Below are 17,350 nucleotides of genomic sequence, written 5' to 3' on the forward strand. Positions count from 1 at the left end.
CTGTTTGCCATGCTAACCTCACTCAGTTGTCAGCACATTGCGAATGTCGCTAAATTAAATACACCAAACTTATTTGCCAAAATAAGATTTATGTTTCTAAACTACCAAAGCAACTATAGGATAATAAATTACTTATCTTTTATACAAAAATTTGATACCTAGCCTATTACCTTTTACTGACAGTAATTTTTTACATAATTATTAAACATACATCTAAAGTGCTAACATCAATTGGATAGTTTTCATCACAGCACTTTCGTTATTTGATCCAGTAATAAATTTAGCTACTGCTTTGGTTTCATCAAAGGCGTTTCGCATAGCAAAGCTATAGTTGAATCCCGATCTTAATCGCCTTGATCATTTAAAAATGTTCCATCTAAATCAGTGATAATTAACTTTATCAAGTTTGCTTCCTTTGGGGGGATTTGATCATCTTGATGTTTATTGTGCTTAATTATTTTTAGACACACAATATAGTGTATTTGAAATATCAGGTCGAGATTAATATAAATATTTATTTGAAATTTAATCATTTTTAATTAGAATGGTTTTTTTGCATTATTAAAAGGATGACTTATGACTAATGAAACCACCCCAAAAAAGAAAAGTTCTATAATTAAGAAAATTTTGATTGCCGTTATTATTTTAGTAGTCATTGTAGCTATTTTTGGGAATAGTAAGAATGATGAAACTAAGAAAGAAGCAACGCCTGAAATCCAATACCCTCAAGATCAAACTACATTAATTGAAGCAAGTAAAACTGCTATGGATAAAGCTATAAAAGCTGATAACGATATGCAAAAAGGCAGTGCTCTTAGAGAGAGAAGCAAGGCAATTTGTAACGGTATCACTAATTTGTCAGTTAAAGATTGGGTAGGAACTATTAAGAAGATTGATTCAAATTCTGATGGTTACGGCGTATTAGAAATTGAAATTGCCAGAAAAATATATGTTAAAACTTGGAATAATGCAATATCAGACACGTTCCATAAAACATTACTTAAACCTGATACTCCTTTATTCGATAAAATTGCTAATATGAAAAAAGGTCAAAAAGTGAAGTTTTCAGGTAACTTTTTTAAAGATAACGAGACCTGCATCTATGAGTCAAGTTTAAGTTTGGATGGTAAGTTAACAGAACCTGAGTATATTTTTAGATTTTCCGATGTAAATCCATTGTAAAGTAAAGCCTTTTTTAGATAAATAAAAATAAGCCTGAAAAGCAATTTTCAGGCTTTTCATATTCTGATTGTCAAATGAGTTAACCTTTCCAAATCTATCAACTTAATTTTAATAAACCGTCAAAAACCCCTTTCCTCAATTTTTTTGTCAAACTAGATAAATTTGATTTTTTTATAATCAAGAATACTAATGCTATAGATAAAAAAAAGCCTGAAAATTAATTTTCAGGCTTTTTGGCTTTTTTAATATTGTTGTATTTTCGACAACCAATCAATAAGTAGTTTTACTGTTTGGCAACAATATTACCTTCATCCAAATCTAGATGAATCGTTTTACCAGGAACTAATTTTCCAGATAGAATCTGTTGTGCTAATGGGTTTTCAATCTCTTGTTGTATTGCACGTTTTAATGGTCTTGCACCATAAATTGGGTCAAAGCCAACTTTAGCTAGTTGTTCTAGTGCAGCATCAGAGATATCCATTTCATATCCACGCTCATCAAGACGTTTTTCAACATGAGCTAATTGAATTTTCGCAATTGCTTTGATGTTTTCTTGTCCTAATGGATGGAATACCACTGTTTCATCAATACGATTAATAAACTCCGGTCTAAAGTGTTTAGTTACTACTGTCATGACTAACGCTTTCATCTCGTCGTAACTTAGTTCGACTTGACCTTGAATCAGATCAGAACCTAAGTTAGATGTCATGATGATTACTGTATTGCGAAAATCGACAGTTCGACCTTGTCCATCAGTTAATCGTCCATCATCCAATACTTGTAATAAGATATTAAAGACATCTGGATGAGCTTTTTCGACTTCATCGAGTAAGATGACAGAGTATGGTCGTCGTCTCACAGCTTCAGTTAAATAACCACCTTCTTCATAACCAACATAACCAGGAGGTGCACCGATTAATCGAGCCACAGAATGTTTTTCCATAAACTCAGACATGTCGATACGCACCATAGCATCTTCACTGTCAAACATAAAGTTAGCCAATGTTTTGCAAAGTTCAGTTTTACCAACACCTGTTGGTCCTAAGAATAAGAATGAACCAATCGGTTTATTCGGATCAGAAAGCCCTGCTCGACTACGACGAATAGCATTGGCCACAGCAACCACCGCTTCATTTTGACCAATAACGCGTTTATGTAAGGCATCTTCCATATGTAAAAGTTTTTCTTTTTCACTCTCTAGCATTCTCGATACAGGAATACCTGTTGCTTTCGATAAAACTTCAGCAATTTCGTTATCGGTGACTTTGTTACGCAATAACTTCATGGTTTTACCTTCTAGCTGTGTGGCTGTAGCTAGTTTCTTCTCTAATTCGGGGATTTTGCCATACTGTAGTTCGGACATCTTGTTTAAGTCACCCATTCGGCGTGCCTGTTCTATTTCAGTACGTGCTTTTTCCAACTCGGCCTTGATATTTTGAGTACCCGAAAGTGCAGCCTTCTCTGATTTCCACTCTTCTTCAAGTGATGCATAAGCCTTTTCTTTTTCAGCAAGTTCATCATTTAACATCTCAAGTCGTTTTTTACTTGCATCATCAGACTCTTTCTTGAGTGCTTGTTGTTCAAGTTTGAGTTGAATAATACGTCGTTCAAGCCGATCCAATGACTCTGGTTTTGAGTCCATTTGCATACGGATACTTGATGCTGCTTCATCAATTAAGTCGATCGCTTTGTCTGGTAACATACGATCAGAGATATAACGATGCGATAAAGTTGCTGCTGCAACAATTGCTGGATCGGTAATTTGCACATGATGATGCAGTTCATAACGTTCTTTTAAACCGCGCAATATTGCGATGGTATCTTCAACTGACGGTTCTGCTACATAAACTTTTTGGAAACGACGTTCTAATGCCGGATCTTTTTCGATATATTGACGATATTCATCAAGTGTGGTGGCACCAACACAGTGTAACTCACCTCGAGCTAATGCTGGTTTTAACATATTACCAGCATCCATTGCACCATCACTTTTACCGGCACCGACCATAGTATGTATTTCATCAATAAAGAGAATAATACTACCTTCGGCTTTGGCGATGTCTTTAAGTACCGCTTTTAAGCGTTCTTCAAATTCACCACGATATTTAGCACCGGCAATTAATGCCCCCATATCTAATGATAAAACTCGTTTGTTACGTAAACCCTCTGGCACTTCACGATTAACAATACGTTGTGCTAATCCTTCAACGATAGCTGTTTTACCTACGCCTGGTTCACCAATAAGCACGGGGTTGTTTTTGGTTCGACGTTGTAATACTTGTATTGTACGACGAATCTCTTCATCACGACCAATGACTGGGTCAAGCTTGCCTTGTTCGGCTCTTTCGGTTAAATCAATGGTGTATTTTTTCAATGCACCACGTTGATCTTCAGCATTAGGATCGTTCACGTTATCACTCCCTCTTACTTGGTTAACTGCTTGGCTAAATTTGTCTTTGCTGACACCAGCTCTTTTTAAAATATCAGTTAAATTACCTTTTTCATCTAACGCAGCTAGTATGAATAGTTCAGATGAAATATAGCTATCGCCATTTTTTTGCGCTAGTTTGTCACATAGATTCAAAATTCTTACTAATTCTTGTGATGGAATAACTTCACCACCAATGCCTTGAACTTGGGGTAAACGTTCAATTGCTTGATTTAATTCTTGTTGTAATGTTGCAATATTTGCGCCTGACGCCACCAGTAATGGATTAATCCCACTGCCTTCTTGATTGAGCATGGCAGATAATACATGGATGGGCTCTATATATTGATTGTCTTTACCTAATGCGATTGATTGCGCATCAGCTAAAGCTTGTTGAAATTTGTTAGTGAGTTTATCTAACCTCATATTATTTATCTCCTAAGCAATAAATTTGGTTTAAATGTGTAACACATTCAATCCATTTGCATAATCACTAAATGAGTGTGGAAGAATAAATTTCAAGAGCTGATTAACAATATTTTTGACGAATTTTTGCAATAAAATCGTTTATATTTTACTCGCGTATTTATAAAAGATAAAGTAGTTTGAAAAACCAGCACTTAAGCAAAAATGTTTAGTAAATTTGGATGACACTCAAGCTGTTATCCTTTATATTAGCCGCTTTATTTTGTTAGGTTAGCTAACCGTGGTTCGTAATCCATCCCACGAAAAAAAACTAGGAAAGAAATATGTTTAAAATTGCTAAAGAGTTCCAGTTTGATGCTTGTCATATGTTAGATGGGCACAATGGAAAATGTCATAACCTACATGGTCATACCTACCGTTTGTTAGTCGAGATCAGCAATGAACTTATTACCAGCGGTTCAAGTGCTGATATGGTAATGGATTATGCTGACATAAAATCAGTTGTAAAACAGCAAATTATCGACCAACTCGATCATGCTTATCTTTATAATCAAAATAATGCTAATGAAAGCCAAATAGCAGAGCTTTTACAGCAAATGCAACGTAAAATTTTTGCTTTTCCTTGTCGCACTACTGCAGAAGGAATGAGCAAATTTATTTTTGACCGCTTATCACAATTTCTACCTGTGTCGATGATTAAGCTTTGGGAAACCCCTACTTCTTATTGTGAGTATCATCGGAGCGAAAAATGATTGAATATCGTATTGTTGAAATCTTCGAATCTTTACAAGGCGAAGGTTATAACACTGGTATGCCAGCTATTTTTATTCGTTTTGCTGGTTGTAATTTAAATTGTAGTTGGTGTGATACTGATTTCCGTAAATTTCAACGTTTTACATTAGAACAAATACTGACAAAAGTTAAACAATATAAAAGTAACAATATTATAATTACCGGTGGTGAGCCCACAATGGTTAAAGAGTTATCTTTATTATTAACACATCTAAAACAAGCTGGTTACTATATTGCAATTGAGAGTAATGGACTAGGTAAAGTCGATCCGCTGATTGATTATATTGCACTGAGTCCTAAATTTTGTTATCACCATCGTTATCAAAAAATTTTGCAATCAACAGCCAGTGAAGTAAGAATTGTCGCAGAGAAACAAACGGGATTTATCGATTTTTGTTACTATATTGAGCAGCATATTCAAGCTAAGCGTTATTATTTGTCACCTTGCGAAGTCAATGGTGAGATGAATATGTTTGATACCATTGAGTTGTTGGGTAAGATTAATCACAATCGTATTGATAATAAATGGATGCTAAGTCTACAAACACATAAGTTTGCCAATATAGAATAGTTAGATTGGCAAACTTTCACTATAGGTTATAAAAATAAAATAGACTATTATCCTATACGATAAAATACCTTCAGTTATGATGAATCATTATTAAGGGAATAAGAATTTCTATCTAGTTATCAGTATGACAGATATGATAAAAACAGATCATCTAGATCTGTTTTTATCATGATTAATAGAATATTCGAAGCCTTGTTCAGTGGTTTTATTCAAACCAAATCATTGTCGCCATCCTTCCTGTCTTATTTTCTCGACGGTAGGAGTAAAACAAGTCTCGCTCGGTATAGGTGCAATAGTTACCACCATAAATCTGGCTTATACCGATTGAATTTAATCGCTGTTTGGCAATCATATAAAGATCCGCTAAATATTTTTGTTGTTTAGCATCTATTAGTTTAAATGCATGATGCGCGTTTGCATCGTAAGCTTCAAACTGTTTTTTCACTTCGCCACCTACTTCAAATTTTGTAGCGCCAATTGCTGGACCAAGCCAAACTATGATATCAGAGGCCTTACAGTAAAATTTCTTAGCCGTTTCTTCTAAAATACCATGACAAAGTCCACGCCAACCTGCATGGGCAGCGGCAACTTGATTACCGTCGACTGAACAAAATAGTACTGGCATACAATCAGCCGTTAACACGACACTAACTTGTTTTGCTTGCCGGGTATATGAGCCATCAGCTTCAAAACGTTCACTATTACCAATCAATCCATGTGCTGGTTGTAGTTGAATTTCTGAAATATCAAGTACAGTTGTGCTATGGGTTTGATTTAACCAATAAGGTTCGCTAGGGATTTTTTCAGCACTAATGATAAGACGACGATTTTCAACGACATCATTTAAATCATCACCAGTACGGCTACCTAAATTTAGGCTATCAAACGGCGCAGAACTCACGCCCCCGATGCGAGTTGTAGTAAAAGCACGAATATTTGTCGGTGCAGGCCAATAGGGATAAATTGATTTAATCATAACTATTACCAATCAAGTTCATCTTTGTGGAGTTCGGTATCTAATTGTAATTCTTGAATTAATTTTTGCATATCATCAGGTATTGGTGCATGCCATTCCATTAGCTCGCCAGTAATTGGATGATATAAACGTAACATAGCGGCATGTAAAGCTTGACGATCAAAATCACGTAAAGTTTGGATAAATGATTCGCTAGCACCTTTCGGTGGTCTTGGTCGACCACCATAAAGAGGATCACCGACTAATGGATGGGCAATATGTGCCATATGTACACGAATTTGATGGGTACGCCCTGTTTCAAGTCTTAAACGTAATCGGGTATGTAACCGATATTTTTCCATAACACGATAATGGGTTACTGCTGGTTTTCCGGTTGGAAAAACCGCCATATGGGTCCGTTTAGTTGGATGGCGAGTAATTGGTTGATCTACGCTACCTCCAGCGGTAATGATCCCCATAGCAACCGCTTCATACTCACGAGTTATTTCTCGTAATTGTAATGATTCTACTAAATGAGTTTGTGCTTCAATGGTTTTAGCAACCACCATTAATCCTGTGGTATCTTTATCTAGACGGTGGACGATGCCTGCTCTTGGTACCCGTGAGATATCTGGATAGTGATAAAGTAATGCATTTAATACGGTACCATTTGGATTCCCTGCACCAGGATGAACAACTAAATCTCGAGGTTTATTAATAACCAAAATATGATCATCTTCATAAACGATATTAAGTTTTATATCTTCTGGTTGGTGATAAGTTTCTTCTTCAATTTCAACTTCAATAATTATTTTTTCGCCACCAAGTACTTTATCTTTGGGTTTATTTACAATATTATTGTTAACTAGTACTTTATTATTTACGATCCATTCTTTAATTCTTGACCTTGAGTAATCAGGGAAAAGCTCGGACAAAGCCTGATCCAAACGCATTCCAAGCTGGGTTTGTTCGATTTCAGATGACAGTTTTAACTTATGCATGTGTAATTTATCTATTTTAAGCTGTTATGTTTTAGAGTATTATATACTAATCATCGCCTTTAATGTTTAATTATATTTTGGATTGAAAACTGAATGAAATTGCGTTTACAAACTTTGTTAGCTATCGCTTTAAGTAGCATGCTAATTGGCTGTACAAGTACAAAGCATGATGTTGAAAATGTGCCAGAGATTGAGCTCCACAATAAAGCTAAAACAGAGCTTGAGAGTGGAAATATCAAATCCAGTATTAGTGTTTTAGAGGCTATAGACAAAAATTATCCATTTGGACCTTATTCACAACAAGTTCAATTAGATTTGATTTATGCCTACTATAAAACAGCGGATTATCCACTGGCCATTGCATCAATTGACCGCTTTTTAAAATTAAACCCAACACACCCTAATATTGATTGGGTAATTTACATGCGCGGAATTTCAAATATGGCGCAAAACGACAATACAATTCAGGGTTGGTTTAATGTCGATCGTTCAGACCGAGATCCTGAGTTTGCTATGGCTGCATTTAAAGATTTTACTTATTTGGTAACTAGTTTTCCAAATAGTAGTTATGCCGCAGATGCCAAAAAGCGTTTAGTATTTTTGAAAAACCGTATTGCTCGTCATGAATTAAAAGTATCGCAATATTACACTAAACGTGGTGCATATGTTGCAGTGATTAATCGGGTTACCCAAATGTTAGCTTTATTTCCTGATACTGATTCAACTAAGAGCGCACTGTTATTGATGCGTAATGCTTACAATGAATTAGGTTTAGTTGATGAAAGCCAAAAAGTTGATCAACTTATTCAGGCCAATTTGGAAAACATACCAAAAGAAGAACAAAAATCATTCTTCTCCAAGTTTACTAGTGTATTCAATGGTGGCTAATTATTTACTAAGCGGGCATAGCCCGCTTTTTACGCTTTTATTAATGCACAATATCCAAATTACATCTTTTAATTCCTAATAAATCAATCTTACAATTCACATAACGTTTGTAAAACACCTCAATAACCAATACAATTAGCAAATTATTTTTATTAGCAATAATAGATAGGACATTAATTCGTCATGCAAGAACAATATCGCCCAGATGAAATTGAAGCCAAAGTACAAAAACATTGGCAAGAAGACAAAACATTCCACGTTACTGAAGATCCATCGAAAGAGAAGTATTACTGTTTGTCAATGCTTCCATACCCTTCAGGTCGTTTACATCTTGGTCATGTTCGAAATTATACAATTGGTGACACTATTTCGCGCTACCAACGTTTAAATGGTAAGAATGTATTACAACCTATCGGTTGGGATGCATTTGGTTTACCCGCCGAAGGTGCAGCAGTTAAAAATAATACAGCGCCAGCCAAATGGACTTATGAAAATATTGCTTACATGAAGAAGCAATTACAGCTACTTGGTTTTGGTTATGATTGGGATCGTGAAGTGACAACTTGCCGTCCTGAGTATTACAAATGGGAACAATGGTTCTTTACTAAACTATTTGAAAAAGGTTTAGTTTATAAAAAAACTTCAGCTGTTAACTGGTGTCCAAACGACCAGACTGTATTAGCTAACGAGCAAGTAGTTGAAGGTTGTTGTTGGCGTTGTAATACTCCAGTTGAGCGTAAAGAAATTCCTCAATGGTTTATCAAAATCACTGAATATGCTGATGAATTATTGAATGACTTAGATACTCTTGAAAGCTGGCCAGAACAAGTCAAAACAATGCAACGAAATTGGATTGGTCGTTCTGAAGGGGTAGAGTTTGATTTTGCCGTTGAAAACTATAGCGACAAGTTGCGTGTTTATACTACTCGTCCTGACACGCTAATGGGTGTGAGTTTTGTTTCGGTAGCTGCGGAACATCCACTCGCTCAGTTAGCTGCACAAAATAATCCAAAAATTGCTGAATTTATTGCTGAATGCAAGACGACTAAAACCGCTGAAGCCGACATGGCAACAATGGAAAAGAAAGGTATGGCAACAGGATTTTTTGCTATCCATCCATTAACCGGTGATAAAGTTCCAGTTTGGATTGCAAACTTTGTTTTAATTGAATACGGCACAGGTGCCGTAATGGCGGTGCCTGGTCACGATGAACGTGATTATGAGTTTGCATCAAAATATAATCTACCAATTAAACCTGTTATTTTAACACAAGATGATCAAGTGCCCGATCTATCACAACAAGCTTATACTGAACATGGTAAATTATTTAATTCTGGTGAGTTTGACGGTCTTAATTTTGAACAAGCCTTTAATGCCATCGCAGATAAACTTATCGCATTAGGTATTGGTAATCGTAAAGTGAATTATCGTTTACGTGATTGGGGAGTCTCTCGTCAACGTTATTGGGGTGCACCTATTCCTATGGTGACACTTGAAGATGGCACAACAATCCCAACTCCAGAAGATCAACTGCCAGTCATTTTACCTGAAAATGTTGAAATGAATGGTATTACTAGTCCAATTAAAGCAGATCCGAATTGGGCAAAAACTACAGTTAATGGTCAACCTGCACTACGTGAAACGGATACTTTTGATACCTTTATGGAGTCGTCTTGGTACTATGCACGCTATACCTGCCCTCATTATGATAAAGGTATGTTAGATGAAAATGCAGCAAATTATTGGTTGCCTGTTGATCAATATGTTGGTGGTATTGAACATGCAATTATGCATTTACTCTATTTTAGATTCTTCCATAAATTAATGCGTGATTTTGGTTTAGTAAAATCAGACGAACCAGCTAAACGCTTGTTATGCCAAGGTATGGTTTTAGCTGATGCGTTCTATTACACCAGCCCTACCAATGAACGAATTTGGGTTTCACCAACTGAAGTCACTATTGAACGTGATGACAAAGGTCGTATTGCTAAAGCCACAGATAGCAAAGGTAATGAACTTGTTCATGCTGGTATGACAAAGATGTCTAAATCGAAAAATAATGGTATTGACCCGCAAGAGATGGTTGAAAAATATGGTGCAGATACCGTTAGATTATTTATGATGTTTGCGTCTCCAGCCGATATGACGCTTGAATGGCAAGAATCTGGTGTAGAAGGTGCTAATCGATTTATTAAACGTGTATGGCGTTTAGTATATGAACATGCTCAACTAGGTAAAACAACAACTCTTGATCTATCTAATTTGACTGCCGATCAAAAAGCGTTACGTCGTGAACTACATAAAACGATTGCTAAAGTCAGCGATGATATTGGTCGCCGCCAAACCTTCAATACCGCAATCGCAGCAGTAATGGAATTTATGAATCGCCTACAAAAAGCGCCACAAGATACAGATCAAGACCGTGCGTTAATGGATGAATCATTAAATGCAGTTGTTAGATTACTTTATCCTATGATGCCTCACGCTTGTTTTATTATGTGGCAAACATTAGGTAATAGTGAAACCATTGATAATGCGTCATGGCCTACTGCTGATGAATCGGCAATGGTCGAAGATGAAAAATTAATTGTGGTACAAATCAATGGTAAAGTGCGTGGTAAATTTACCGTTCCTGCGGATGCCGAACAAGATTTTGTAGTAGAGCAAGCGAAGCAAGAACCAAACATTCAAAAATATTTAGCTGATACAACTATTCGTAAGGTTATTTATGTGCCAGGCAAATTATTGAATTTGGTTGTAAGTTAATAATGTTGGATATAACTAAGATATAGGTGATGATACCAATGAAAAAATATTTGGCTTTGATATTATTGACAATATTGTTGTCTGGATGCGGTTTTCATTTGCAATATGAACCCGAAGTTCCTGCTCGCTTTAAGACTCTGTCTTATGAGAGTGGTGATCCATACGGCCGATTGTCAAGGGATATTAAAGAGTTGCTACGCGATAATGGGGTTACATTAGCTGATGCCAATAATAAAGCTAAATATCCATCATTACGCATAGTCAGTGATTCATTGGATAGAAGCACTATATCAATCTATCAAGATGGTAAAGCTGCGGAATATCAGTTAGTATTGGCTATTCAAGCTCAAGTAGTCATCGCTGGCGAACAAATTCATCCAATTACTGTTCGTATATTCCGTACCTTCTTCGATAATCCAGCAGCTGCATTGGCTAAGACTGTAGAACAAAATTTGATTGAAGATGAAATGTATAAGCAAGCAGCTAAAGACATCATCCGTAAATTGAAAGTAGTTGATGCAGCAAACTAACGACTTGTTATGATAAAAATTAGTGCTGAAAAAATAAACCAGCAATTAGGATCGCCTTATTATTTAATTTTAGGTAGCGATCCTTATCTGCAACATTATGTACAAACTCAATTACGTTATGCTTTTAAGCAAGCTCAATATGACGAGCAACTTTCTTTTACCATAAATAGCCAAACAGATTGGTCGGCAATGTATGATAGTTGCCAAGCAATGAATCTATTTTCAAGCAAGACTTTACTCTGTATAGATATTGGAGAAGGTGTGTTAAATGTTTCGGTCGCGGCAAGATTAAATACATTATGTGAAATGTTGACGCCTGATATTGGCTTGATAATTAGTCTAGTTAAGATCACTAAGAACCAAGAAAATGCATCATGGTATAAGGCTTTATCTGACAAATTAGTGGTAGTGAATTGTTCAACACCTGAAGCAGCACAATTACCACAATGGATCAAAAGCTATTTGCAACAAATGCAAATAGTTATTGAATCTCCTGCGATTGAGTTACTTAGCTATTATTATGAAGGTAATTTGTTGGCGTTGACACAGCTTATTGAACAATTAAATTTACTCTATCCCAATCAAACTATTTCTTATGAGCAAGTTGAATCAAATATTAATGATTCAGCAATATTTACGCCTTTTCATTGGATTGATGCAATGCTTTCCCATAAAGCAAAACGTGCAACGCATGTTTTACAACAGCTAAAAATGAATGACTTTGAGCCATTAATATTGATGCGGATTATTCAACGTGAATTGATTTTGTTGATTAATTTAAAATTAGCTTTGGCCGAAAAATCACCTCGTCAAGTTTTTGACGAATACAGAGTCTGGCAAAATAGAAGAACCATGTATAGCTATTATTTGAATCGTTTTGATATCAAAGCATTATTCGCCCTACTAGCGACTTTAACCGACATTGAAATTAGTCTAAAACATAATAATGATTTACCTATCTGGGATGCGCTGTTGAGTTTAACTATGCAGTTTATGGGGCTAAATAAGTGCTAACTGCGTTATTTGGTGGAACCTTTGATCCAATCCATTATGGACATATACGCCCAGCTTTAGCCTTAGCCAAAGAGGTAGGATTAACTAAAATTAATCTGTTACCTAACCGTATTCCACCTCATAAACCACAACCTGAGGCCAATACTGAGCAACGTTTAGCTATGTTGGAGCTGGCTATAGCTGATTATTCTCTATTTTCAATTGATACTCGAGAATTAGAACCAACGCTAATCAATCAGCCCTCTTTTACCATTGATACTCTCAAATCATGGCGTCAGCAAAATGGTACTCAGCAAAGTTTAGCTTTTATAATGGGGCAAGATTCTTTGCTTAGTTTACCAACATGGAAAGAATGGCAAAAATTACTTGATTATTGTCATTTGCTAATATGTAAGCGGCCTGGTTATGCTCAAACCTCTTGTGATACCAAGTTACAACAATGGATTTATCAACACCAAACCCAAGTTAGTCAAACATTACATCAATGTCCTAATGGCTATATTTACTTTGCTAATACTCCGCTTGAAGCAATTTCAGCAACAGAAATCCGACAAAATATTGATAATCAACAAAGCTGTGAAAAGTTATTATCGCCTAAAGTTTGGCAATATATACATGAAAATAGGCTCTATAATGCAAAGAAATGTTAGAAATGACTTTACATCTGAGAGTTTTTTCGGCATTATTTCGCCGCTATATTTAGATAATTTGAATGTAGCAGTTCTGTGTTTATACTCAAATCAATCACTTTATCTAGATCAAAAAACATTTTGGTAATTTAGTTGAGTTTGATTAATTCGCTTTTCTAGTTAATCGTAAAGAAAATGAGAATGATGTTTTTTAATTTGAGTGTATTTAATTTGTATTTAATATTAAGAGGCCCCAATGGCAAAAGAAGATAACATTGAAATGCAAGGTACTATTCTTGATACTCTTCCGAACACGATGTTTCGTGTTGAACTTGAAAACGGTCATGTTGTTACTGCACACATTTCTGGAAAGATGAGAAAGAACTATATTCGAATTCTAACTGGCGATAAAGTAACGGTAGAAATGACACCTTACGATCTTTCAAAAGCACGTATCATATTCCGTAGTCGTTAATATCGTTATCACGCTTGTTGTTTTACATTATTAACTAATAAGTTGATTAGTTATTTTCTCTTTTTTAATACAATTCCGTCGACTAAAGTCGACGGAAGTGCAAGTCATAATTTAGGTTACTATCTAATTAATCCATTTGAGAAAAATCCATTTGCTCATACTTTATCCATTTAGTCTTTTTAACGATTTTATAACCAAAATAAATCGAAAGAAATAATGGAATACCAATGTAAGTGGCAATGACACCGTTCCAATCAATGGTCTCTTGTAAAAATGCTTCATAATTTTGACCTAATGTTATCGTCAAACAAAGTATAAAGGCAAAAATAGGGCCAAATGGGAAACAACTCGAACGATATGGTAATTTATTTAGATCATGTCCTTGTGCTATGTAGCCTTTTCTAAAACGATAATGGCTAATAGCAATACCAAGCCAAGCAATAAACCCTGTCATACCTGACATATTAAGTAGCCATAAATAAACTTCCTGATCTTTGTATAGCGAGGTTAAGAAGCAAAGCATAGCCACTAATGTTGTCGCAAATAATGCCATATCAGGTACACCTGATGAAGATAATCTTCCGAAGATCTTCGGTGCTTTACCTTCTTTAGCTAAAGCATATAGCATACGGGTTGAAGCGTATAAACCGGAGTTACCGGCAGAAAGTACTGAAGTTAAAATCACCGCATTCATAATAGCTGCTGCAGATAATAATCCAGCATGCTGAAAAACTAAAGTAAATGGACTAACGCTGATATCAGTTTCATCATTACGTAATAAGTTAGGATCAGTATATGGGATGATTAAACTAATAACTAAAATTGCCAAAATATAAAATAATAGTATTCGCCAAAACACTTGTTTCATTGCTTTTGGAATGTTTTTTTCTGGATCTTTTGATTCTCCTGCAGCTATACCAATTAGTTCAGTACCTTGGAATGAGAAACCAACAACCATCGCAACACCAATCATTGAGGAAAATCCACCAACAAATGGTGCATCACCAACTTGCCAGTTTTGCCAACCAGCAGTTTCAGCACCTTTTAAAATGCCAATAATCATTAATAAACCAACTACAATAAATAAAATCACAGTGACGACTTTAATTAATGAAAACCAAAATTCTGCTTCACCAAAACCTTTTACAGAAACATAGTTTAAGCAAAAGATAATAGTTAGGAATAATAGACTCCACAACCAACTATAAGCACCGGCATCAAACCAATAGGAGATCACCAATTGTGCAGCAACTAGGTCAACAGCAACTGTTATTGCCCAGTTATACCAGTAGTTCCAACCAATAGCGAAACCAAAAGCTTCATCTACATAGCGTGATCCATAGGTCGCAAATGTCCCAGAAACCGGAAGATAAGCAGCAAGCTCACCCAAACTAGTCATTAAAAAATAAACCATTATGCCGATAATGGCATAAGAAAGTAGTGCACCACCAGGACCTGCTTGTGCAACAGTAGCGCCTGAAGCGACAAATAACCCGGTACCGATGGAGCCACCAATGGCTATCATCGCTAAATGACGGGCTTTTAAATCACGCTTTAATTTATTATTCATATCAATTTTCTTCTTGTTAAACAGATTCTAAATATACTTAGTTACTACCTTATGCTTTATATCTAGGTTAATAACTGATTTAAAATAATTTATTCCGATATTTATCATTAGCTGATAAATTGCGTTGAAGTGTATCAAAAAAATTTCTTTGCGAGATAAATAATTCTAATAATACAACTGATATGTTAAATATTCGCAATACTTAGTTGCTAGTTAACTGTTCTAATTGAGTTAAATAATCCATCGCTTGATCGCGATTTGTTCCACACATTTCAAAACAAGGTTTTAAACGACTACAGACTAGAGGTCTACTAGCATTACCAAATAATTTACATTGAAAATTTTCATCCAAATTATAACAGGCGACTCCCGCCGGTTTGCCGTTTGGCATACCTGGCATAGCTGATGAGATCGACGGTGCAATACAACAGGCACCACAATTTTTACGACATTGGCATGAATCAGTCATGAGAATTAGAGGAATTTGTGGTTGTTTTATAAATTTTAATGGTGACAATAGCAAGTTAAGGGTAAAATAGCGAGCTAAATTTTTAACTCTATTAAACATGAAGAAAGTATTATGGCTAAAGCAAATGAAATAAAACGTGGTGATGCAGTCACCTATAATGGCAAACTATTATTGGTGAAAGAGATTGATGTTCAAAGTCCTAGTGCACGTGGTGCTAGTACCCTTTATAAAATGCGTTTTACCGATGTGAAATCTGGTGGTAAAGTTGAAGAACGTTTTAAAGGTGATGATATTTTAGATACTATCGAATTATTTCGACGCCCTGTTAGCTTTTCTTATATTGACGGTGATGAATATGTGTTTATGGATAATGAAGACTATACGCCGTTTATTTTTAAGAAAGATCAAATTGAAGAAGAACTGCTATTTATCCCTGAAGGTGGTATGGATGGCATTCAAGTTTTAATGGCTGAAAGTGAAGTTGTGGCTTTAGAATTACCACAAACTGTTGAACTTGAAATCATTGAAACGTCGCCAAGTATTAAAGGTGCGTCGGCAAGTGCACGCACTAAACCGGCTACACTCTCTACTGGTCTTGTTATTCAAGTACCTGAATATATTGATAACCACGAAAAAGTTAAAATTCATATTGCTGAACGCCGATATATGAGCCGAGCGGAATAATCAATTAAATCGTGATGAATACATACAATCAAAATAAATTACATAAACGCTTACGCCGTCTTACTGGCGAAGCAATCGCTGATTTTAATATGATTGAAGAAGGCGATCGTATAATGGTCTGTTTATCAGGCGGTAAAGATAGTTATACATTGCTAGACATTCTTATTAATTTAAAAATCAGTGCTCCAGTGCAATTTGAATTAGTTGCCGTTAATTTAGATCAGAAACAGCCAGGATTTCCAGAGCATGTTTTACCTCAATACCTAGAATCCTTAGGTATTGAATATAAAATTGTTCAAGAAAATACTTATGGTATTGTTAAAGAAAAAATCCCTGAAGGCAAAACTACATGTTCACTCTGTTCTCGGCTTCGACGTGGTATTTTATATCGCACTGCAACTGAACTAGGTGCAACCAAAATAGCGCTTGGACATCATCGTGATGACATTTTGGAAACCTTGTTTTTAAATATGTTTTATGGCGGCAAACTTAAGGCTATGCCACCTAAATTGATGAATGATTCAGGTGAGCATATTATTATTCGACCTCTTGCATATTGCAAAGAGAAAGATATTGCAAAATATGCTGAAATAAAACAGTTTCCTATCATTCCTTGTAATCTTTGTGGTTCACAGCCTAATTTACAACGGCAAGTGATCAAAGAGATGTTAAATGATTGGGATAAGAAATATCCTGGCCGTATCGAAACCATGTTTCGTGCTACACAAAATATCACCCTTTCGCATTTATGTGATACCAATCTTTACGATTTCAAAGGGATTAAGAAAGGTGATATTGATATCAATGGTGGCGATTTAGCCTTTGACCGTGAAGAATTGCCAGCCATGGTCGGATTTGATGCGTCAGAACTCGACGATCAAGATCTAATTCTGTGGAAAGAGGCTAACTAGCAATTAGCTCTTCTCTATAAATTATCTTTTTATCGGTGATAATCTATATCGCCGATAAA

15 protein-coding genes, 2 pseudogenes and 1 riboswitch are annotated in these 17,350 nt (G+C 35.6%); of the genes and pseudogenes, 11 read left to right on the top strand and 6 right to left on the bottom strand.

The window, feature by feature from the left end:
- Positions 1 to 213: 213 nt before the first annotated feature.
- A pseudogene (locus tag H3U96_RS08690) lies at positions 214 to 330 on the bottom strand (HAD hydrolase family protein); the annotation flags it as partial.
- Positions 331 to 576: 246 nt separating this feature from the next.
- Between H3U96_RS08690 and H3U96_RS08695 the strand changes: the two are divergent.
- Positions 577 to 1,182, top strand: a complete 606-nt coding sequence (locus H3U96_RS08695) for a hypothetical protein (protein ID WP_198196338.1) — start codon at positions 577 to 579, stop codon at positions 1,180 to 1,182.
- 283 nt (positions 1,183 to 1,465) lie between these two features.
- Here the strand turns inward: H3U96_RS08695 and clpB are convergent, their stop codons facing one another.
- Positions 1,466 to 4,036, bottom strand: a complete 2,571-nt coding sequence (gene clpB / locus H3U96_RS08700; RefSeq protein ID WP_086354331.1) for an ATP-dependent chaperone ClpB — start codon at positions 4,034 to 4,036, stop codon at positions 1,466 to 1,468.
- 274 nt (positions 4,037 to 4,310) lie between these two features.
- A riboswitch (PreQ1 riboswitch) is annotated at positions 4,311 to 4,356 on the top strand.
- Between the two features lie 3 nt (positions 4,357 to 4,359).
- Here clpB and queD point away from each other — a divergent pair.
- Positions 4,360 to 4,788 (top strand): 6-carboxytetrahydropterin synthase QueD, encoded by a 429-nt coding sequence (gene queD / locus H3U96_RS08705; protein ID WP_034903021.1) that lies wholly within the window; start codon positions 4,360 to 4,362, stop codon positions 4,786 to 4,788.
- On the top strand, positions 4,785 to 5,399 hold the full coding sequence (locus H3U96_RS08710; protein ID WP_198196340.1) for a 7-carboxy-7-deazaguanine synthase QueE: 615 nt from the start codon (positions 4,785 to 4,787) through the stop codon (positions 5,397 to 5,399). The genes queD and H3U96_RS08710 overlap by 4 nt, the downstream gene beginning before the upstream one ends.
- A gap of 205 nt (positions 5,400 to 5,604) precedes the next feature.
- On the opposite strand, the gene pgeF is transcribed toward H3U96_RS08710, so the two are convergent.
- Complete coding sequence (gene pgeF / locus H3U96_RS08715) at positions 5,605 to 6,372, bottom strand: peptidoglycan editing factor PgeF (RefSeq protein ID WP_086357064.1); 768 nt, start codon at positions 6,370 to 6,372, stop codon at positions 5,605 to 5,607.
- An 8-nt stretch (positions 6,373 to 6,380) separates the two neighbouring features.
- Positions 6,381 to 7,355 carry a 23S rRNA pseudouridine(1911/1915/1917) synthase RluD gene (gene rluD, locus H3U96_RS08720; RefSeq protein WP_086357058.1) on the bottom strand — a complete coding sequence of 325 codons (975 nt, stop codon included), beginning with the start codon at positions 7,353 to 7,355 and terminating at the stop codon, positions 6,381 to 6,383.
- Between the two features lie 93 nt (positions 7,356 to 7,448).
- Between rluD and bamD the strand changes: the two are divergent.
- The 6 genes and pseudogenes from bamD to infA all read left to right on the top strand — a co-directional run.
- Positions 7,449 to 8,171 (top strand): annotated as a pseudogene (gene bamD / locus H3U96_RS08725) (outer membrane protein assembly factor BamD); the annotation flags it as partial.
- Positions 8,172 to 8,426: 255 nt separating this feature from the next.
- On the top strand, positions 8,427 to 11,009 hold the full coding sequence (gene leuS, locus H3U96_RS08730; RefSeq protein WP_198196344.1) for a leucine--tRNA ligase: 2,583 nt from the start codon (positions 8,427 to 8,429) through the stop codon (positions 11,007 to 11,009).
- A 38-nt stretch (positions 11,010 to 11,047) separates the two neighbouring features.
- The gene (gene lptE, locus H3U96_RS08735; RefSeq protein WP_198196346.1) at positions 11,048 to 11,539 is read left to right on the top strand and encodes an LPS assembly lipoprotein LptE; all 492 of its coding nucleotides are present in this window, start codon (positions 11,048 to 11,050) and stop codon (positions 11,537 to 11,539) included.
- A gap of 9 nt (positions 11,540 to 11,548) precedes the next feature.
- Positions 11,549 to 12,553, top strand: a complete 1,005-nt coding sequence (gene holA / locus H3U96_RS08740; RefSeq protein WP_086354334.1) for a DNA polymerase III subunit delta — start codon at positions 11,549 to 11,551, stop codon at positions 12,551 to 12,553.
- Positions 12,547 to 13,203: a nicotinate-nucleotide adenylyltransferase gene (nadD, locus tag H3U96_RS08745; protein WP_034903002.1), complete on the top strand. Its 657-nt coding sequence runs from the start codon at positions 12,547 to 12,549 to the stop codon at positions 13,201 to 13,203. The genes holA and nadD overlap by 7 nt, the downstream gene beginning before the upstream one ends.
- Before the next feature lie 235 nt (positions 13,204 to 13,438).
- Positions 13,439 to 13,657 (top strand): translation initiation factor IF-1, encoded by a 219-nt coding sequence (gene infA, locus H3U96_RS08750; RefSeq protein WP_025315083.1) that lies wholly within the window; start codon positions 13,439 to 13,441, stop codon positions 13,655 to 13,657.
- A gap of 127 nt (positions 13,658 to 13,784) precedes the next feature.
- Here the strand turns inward: infA and H3U96_RS08755 are convergent, their stop codons facing one another.
- The gene (locus H3U96_RS08755) at positions 13,785 to 15,251 is read right to left on the bottom strand and encodes an amino acid permease (protein ID WP_255545831.1); all 1,467 of its coding nucleotides are present in this window, start codon (positions 15,249 to 15,251) and stop codon (positions 13,785 to 13,787) included.
- Positions 15,252 to 15,429: 178 nt separating this feature from the next.
- A complete protein-coding gene (locus tag H3U96_RS08760; protein WP_217331958.1) occupies positions 15,430 to 15,795 on the bottom strand; it encodes a YkgJ family cysteine cluster protein in 366 nt (121 codons plus the stop codon).
- Between the two features lie 12 nt (positions 15,796 to 15,807).
- On the opposite strand from H3U96_RS08760, the gene yeiP reads away from it, so the two are divergent.
- Entirely contained in the window at positions 15,808 to 16,380 is a 573-nt protein-coding gene (yeiP, locus tag H3U96_RS08765; RefSeq protein ID WP_034884126.1) for an elongation factor P-like protein YeiP, read from the top strand.
- 14 nt (positions 16,381 to 16,394) lie between these two features.
- A complete protein-coding gene (gene ttcA / locus H3U96_RS08770) occupies positions 16,395 to 17,291 on the top strand; it encodes a tRNA 2-thiocytidine(32) synthetase TtcA (protein ID WP_034901359.1) in 897 nt (298 codons plus the stop codon).
- Positions 17,292 to 17,350 lie beyond the last annotated feature (59 nt).

The organism is Gilliamella sp. M0364 (assembly GCF_016100565.1).
In the GTDB taxonomy this organism is placed as follows: Bacteria; Pseudomonadota; Gammaproteobacteria; order Enterobacterales; family Orbaceae; genus Gilliamella; species Gilliamella apis.

Excerpts from the sequence above, each read along its gene's own strand:
- H3U96_RS08695 (WP_198196338.1), top strand. The coding sequence starts at position 577 with ATGACTAATGAAACCACCCCAAAAAAGAAAAGTTCTATAATTAAGAAA.
- clpB (WP_086354331.1), bottom strand. The coding sequence starts at position 4,036 with ATGAGGTTAGATAAACTCACTAACAAATTTCAACAAGCTTTAGCTGAT.
- queD (WP_034903021.1), top strand. The coding sequence starts at position 4,360 with ATGTTTAAAATTGCTAAAGAGTTCCAGTTTGATGCTTGTCATATGTTA.
- H3U96_RS08710 (WP_198196340.1), top strand. The coding sequence starts at position 4,785 with ATGATTGAATATCGTATTGTTGAAATCTTCGAATCTTTACAAGGCGAA.
- rluD (WP_086357058.1), bottom strand. The coding sequence starts at position 7,355 with ATGCATAAGTTAAAACTGTCATCTGAAATCGAACAAACCCAGCTTGGA.
- leuS (WP_198196344.1), top strand. The coding sequence starts at position 8,427 with ATGCAAGAACAATATCGCCCAGATGAAATTGAAGCCAAAGTACAAAAA.
- lptE (WP_198196346.1), top strand. The coding sequence starts at position 11,048 with ATGAAAAAATATTTGGCTTTGATATTATTGACAATATTGTTGTCTGGA.
- holA (WP_086354334.1), top strand. The coding sequence starts at position 11,549 with ATGATAAAAATTAGTGCTGAAAAAATAAACCAGCAATTAGGATCGCCT.
- infA (WP_025315083.1), top strand. The coding sequence starts at position 13,439 with ATGGCAAAAGAAGATAACATTGAAATGCAAGGTACTATTCTTGATACT.
- H3U96_RS08760 (WP_217331958.1), bottom strand. The coding sequence starts at position 15,795 with ATGTTTAATAGAGTTAAAAATTTAGCTCGCTATTTTACCCTTAACTTG.
- yeiP (WP_034884126.1), top strand. The coding sequence starts at position 15,808 with ATGGCTAAAGCAAATGAAATAAAACGTGGTGATGCAGTCACCTATAAT.
- ttcA (WP_034901359.1), top strand. The coding sequence starts at position 16,395 with ATGAATACATACAATCAAAATAAATTACATAAACGCTTACGCCGTCTT.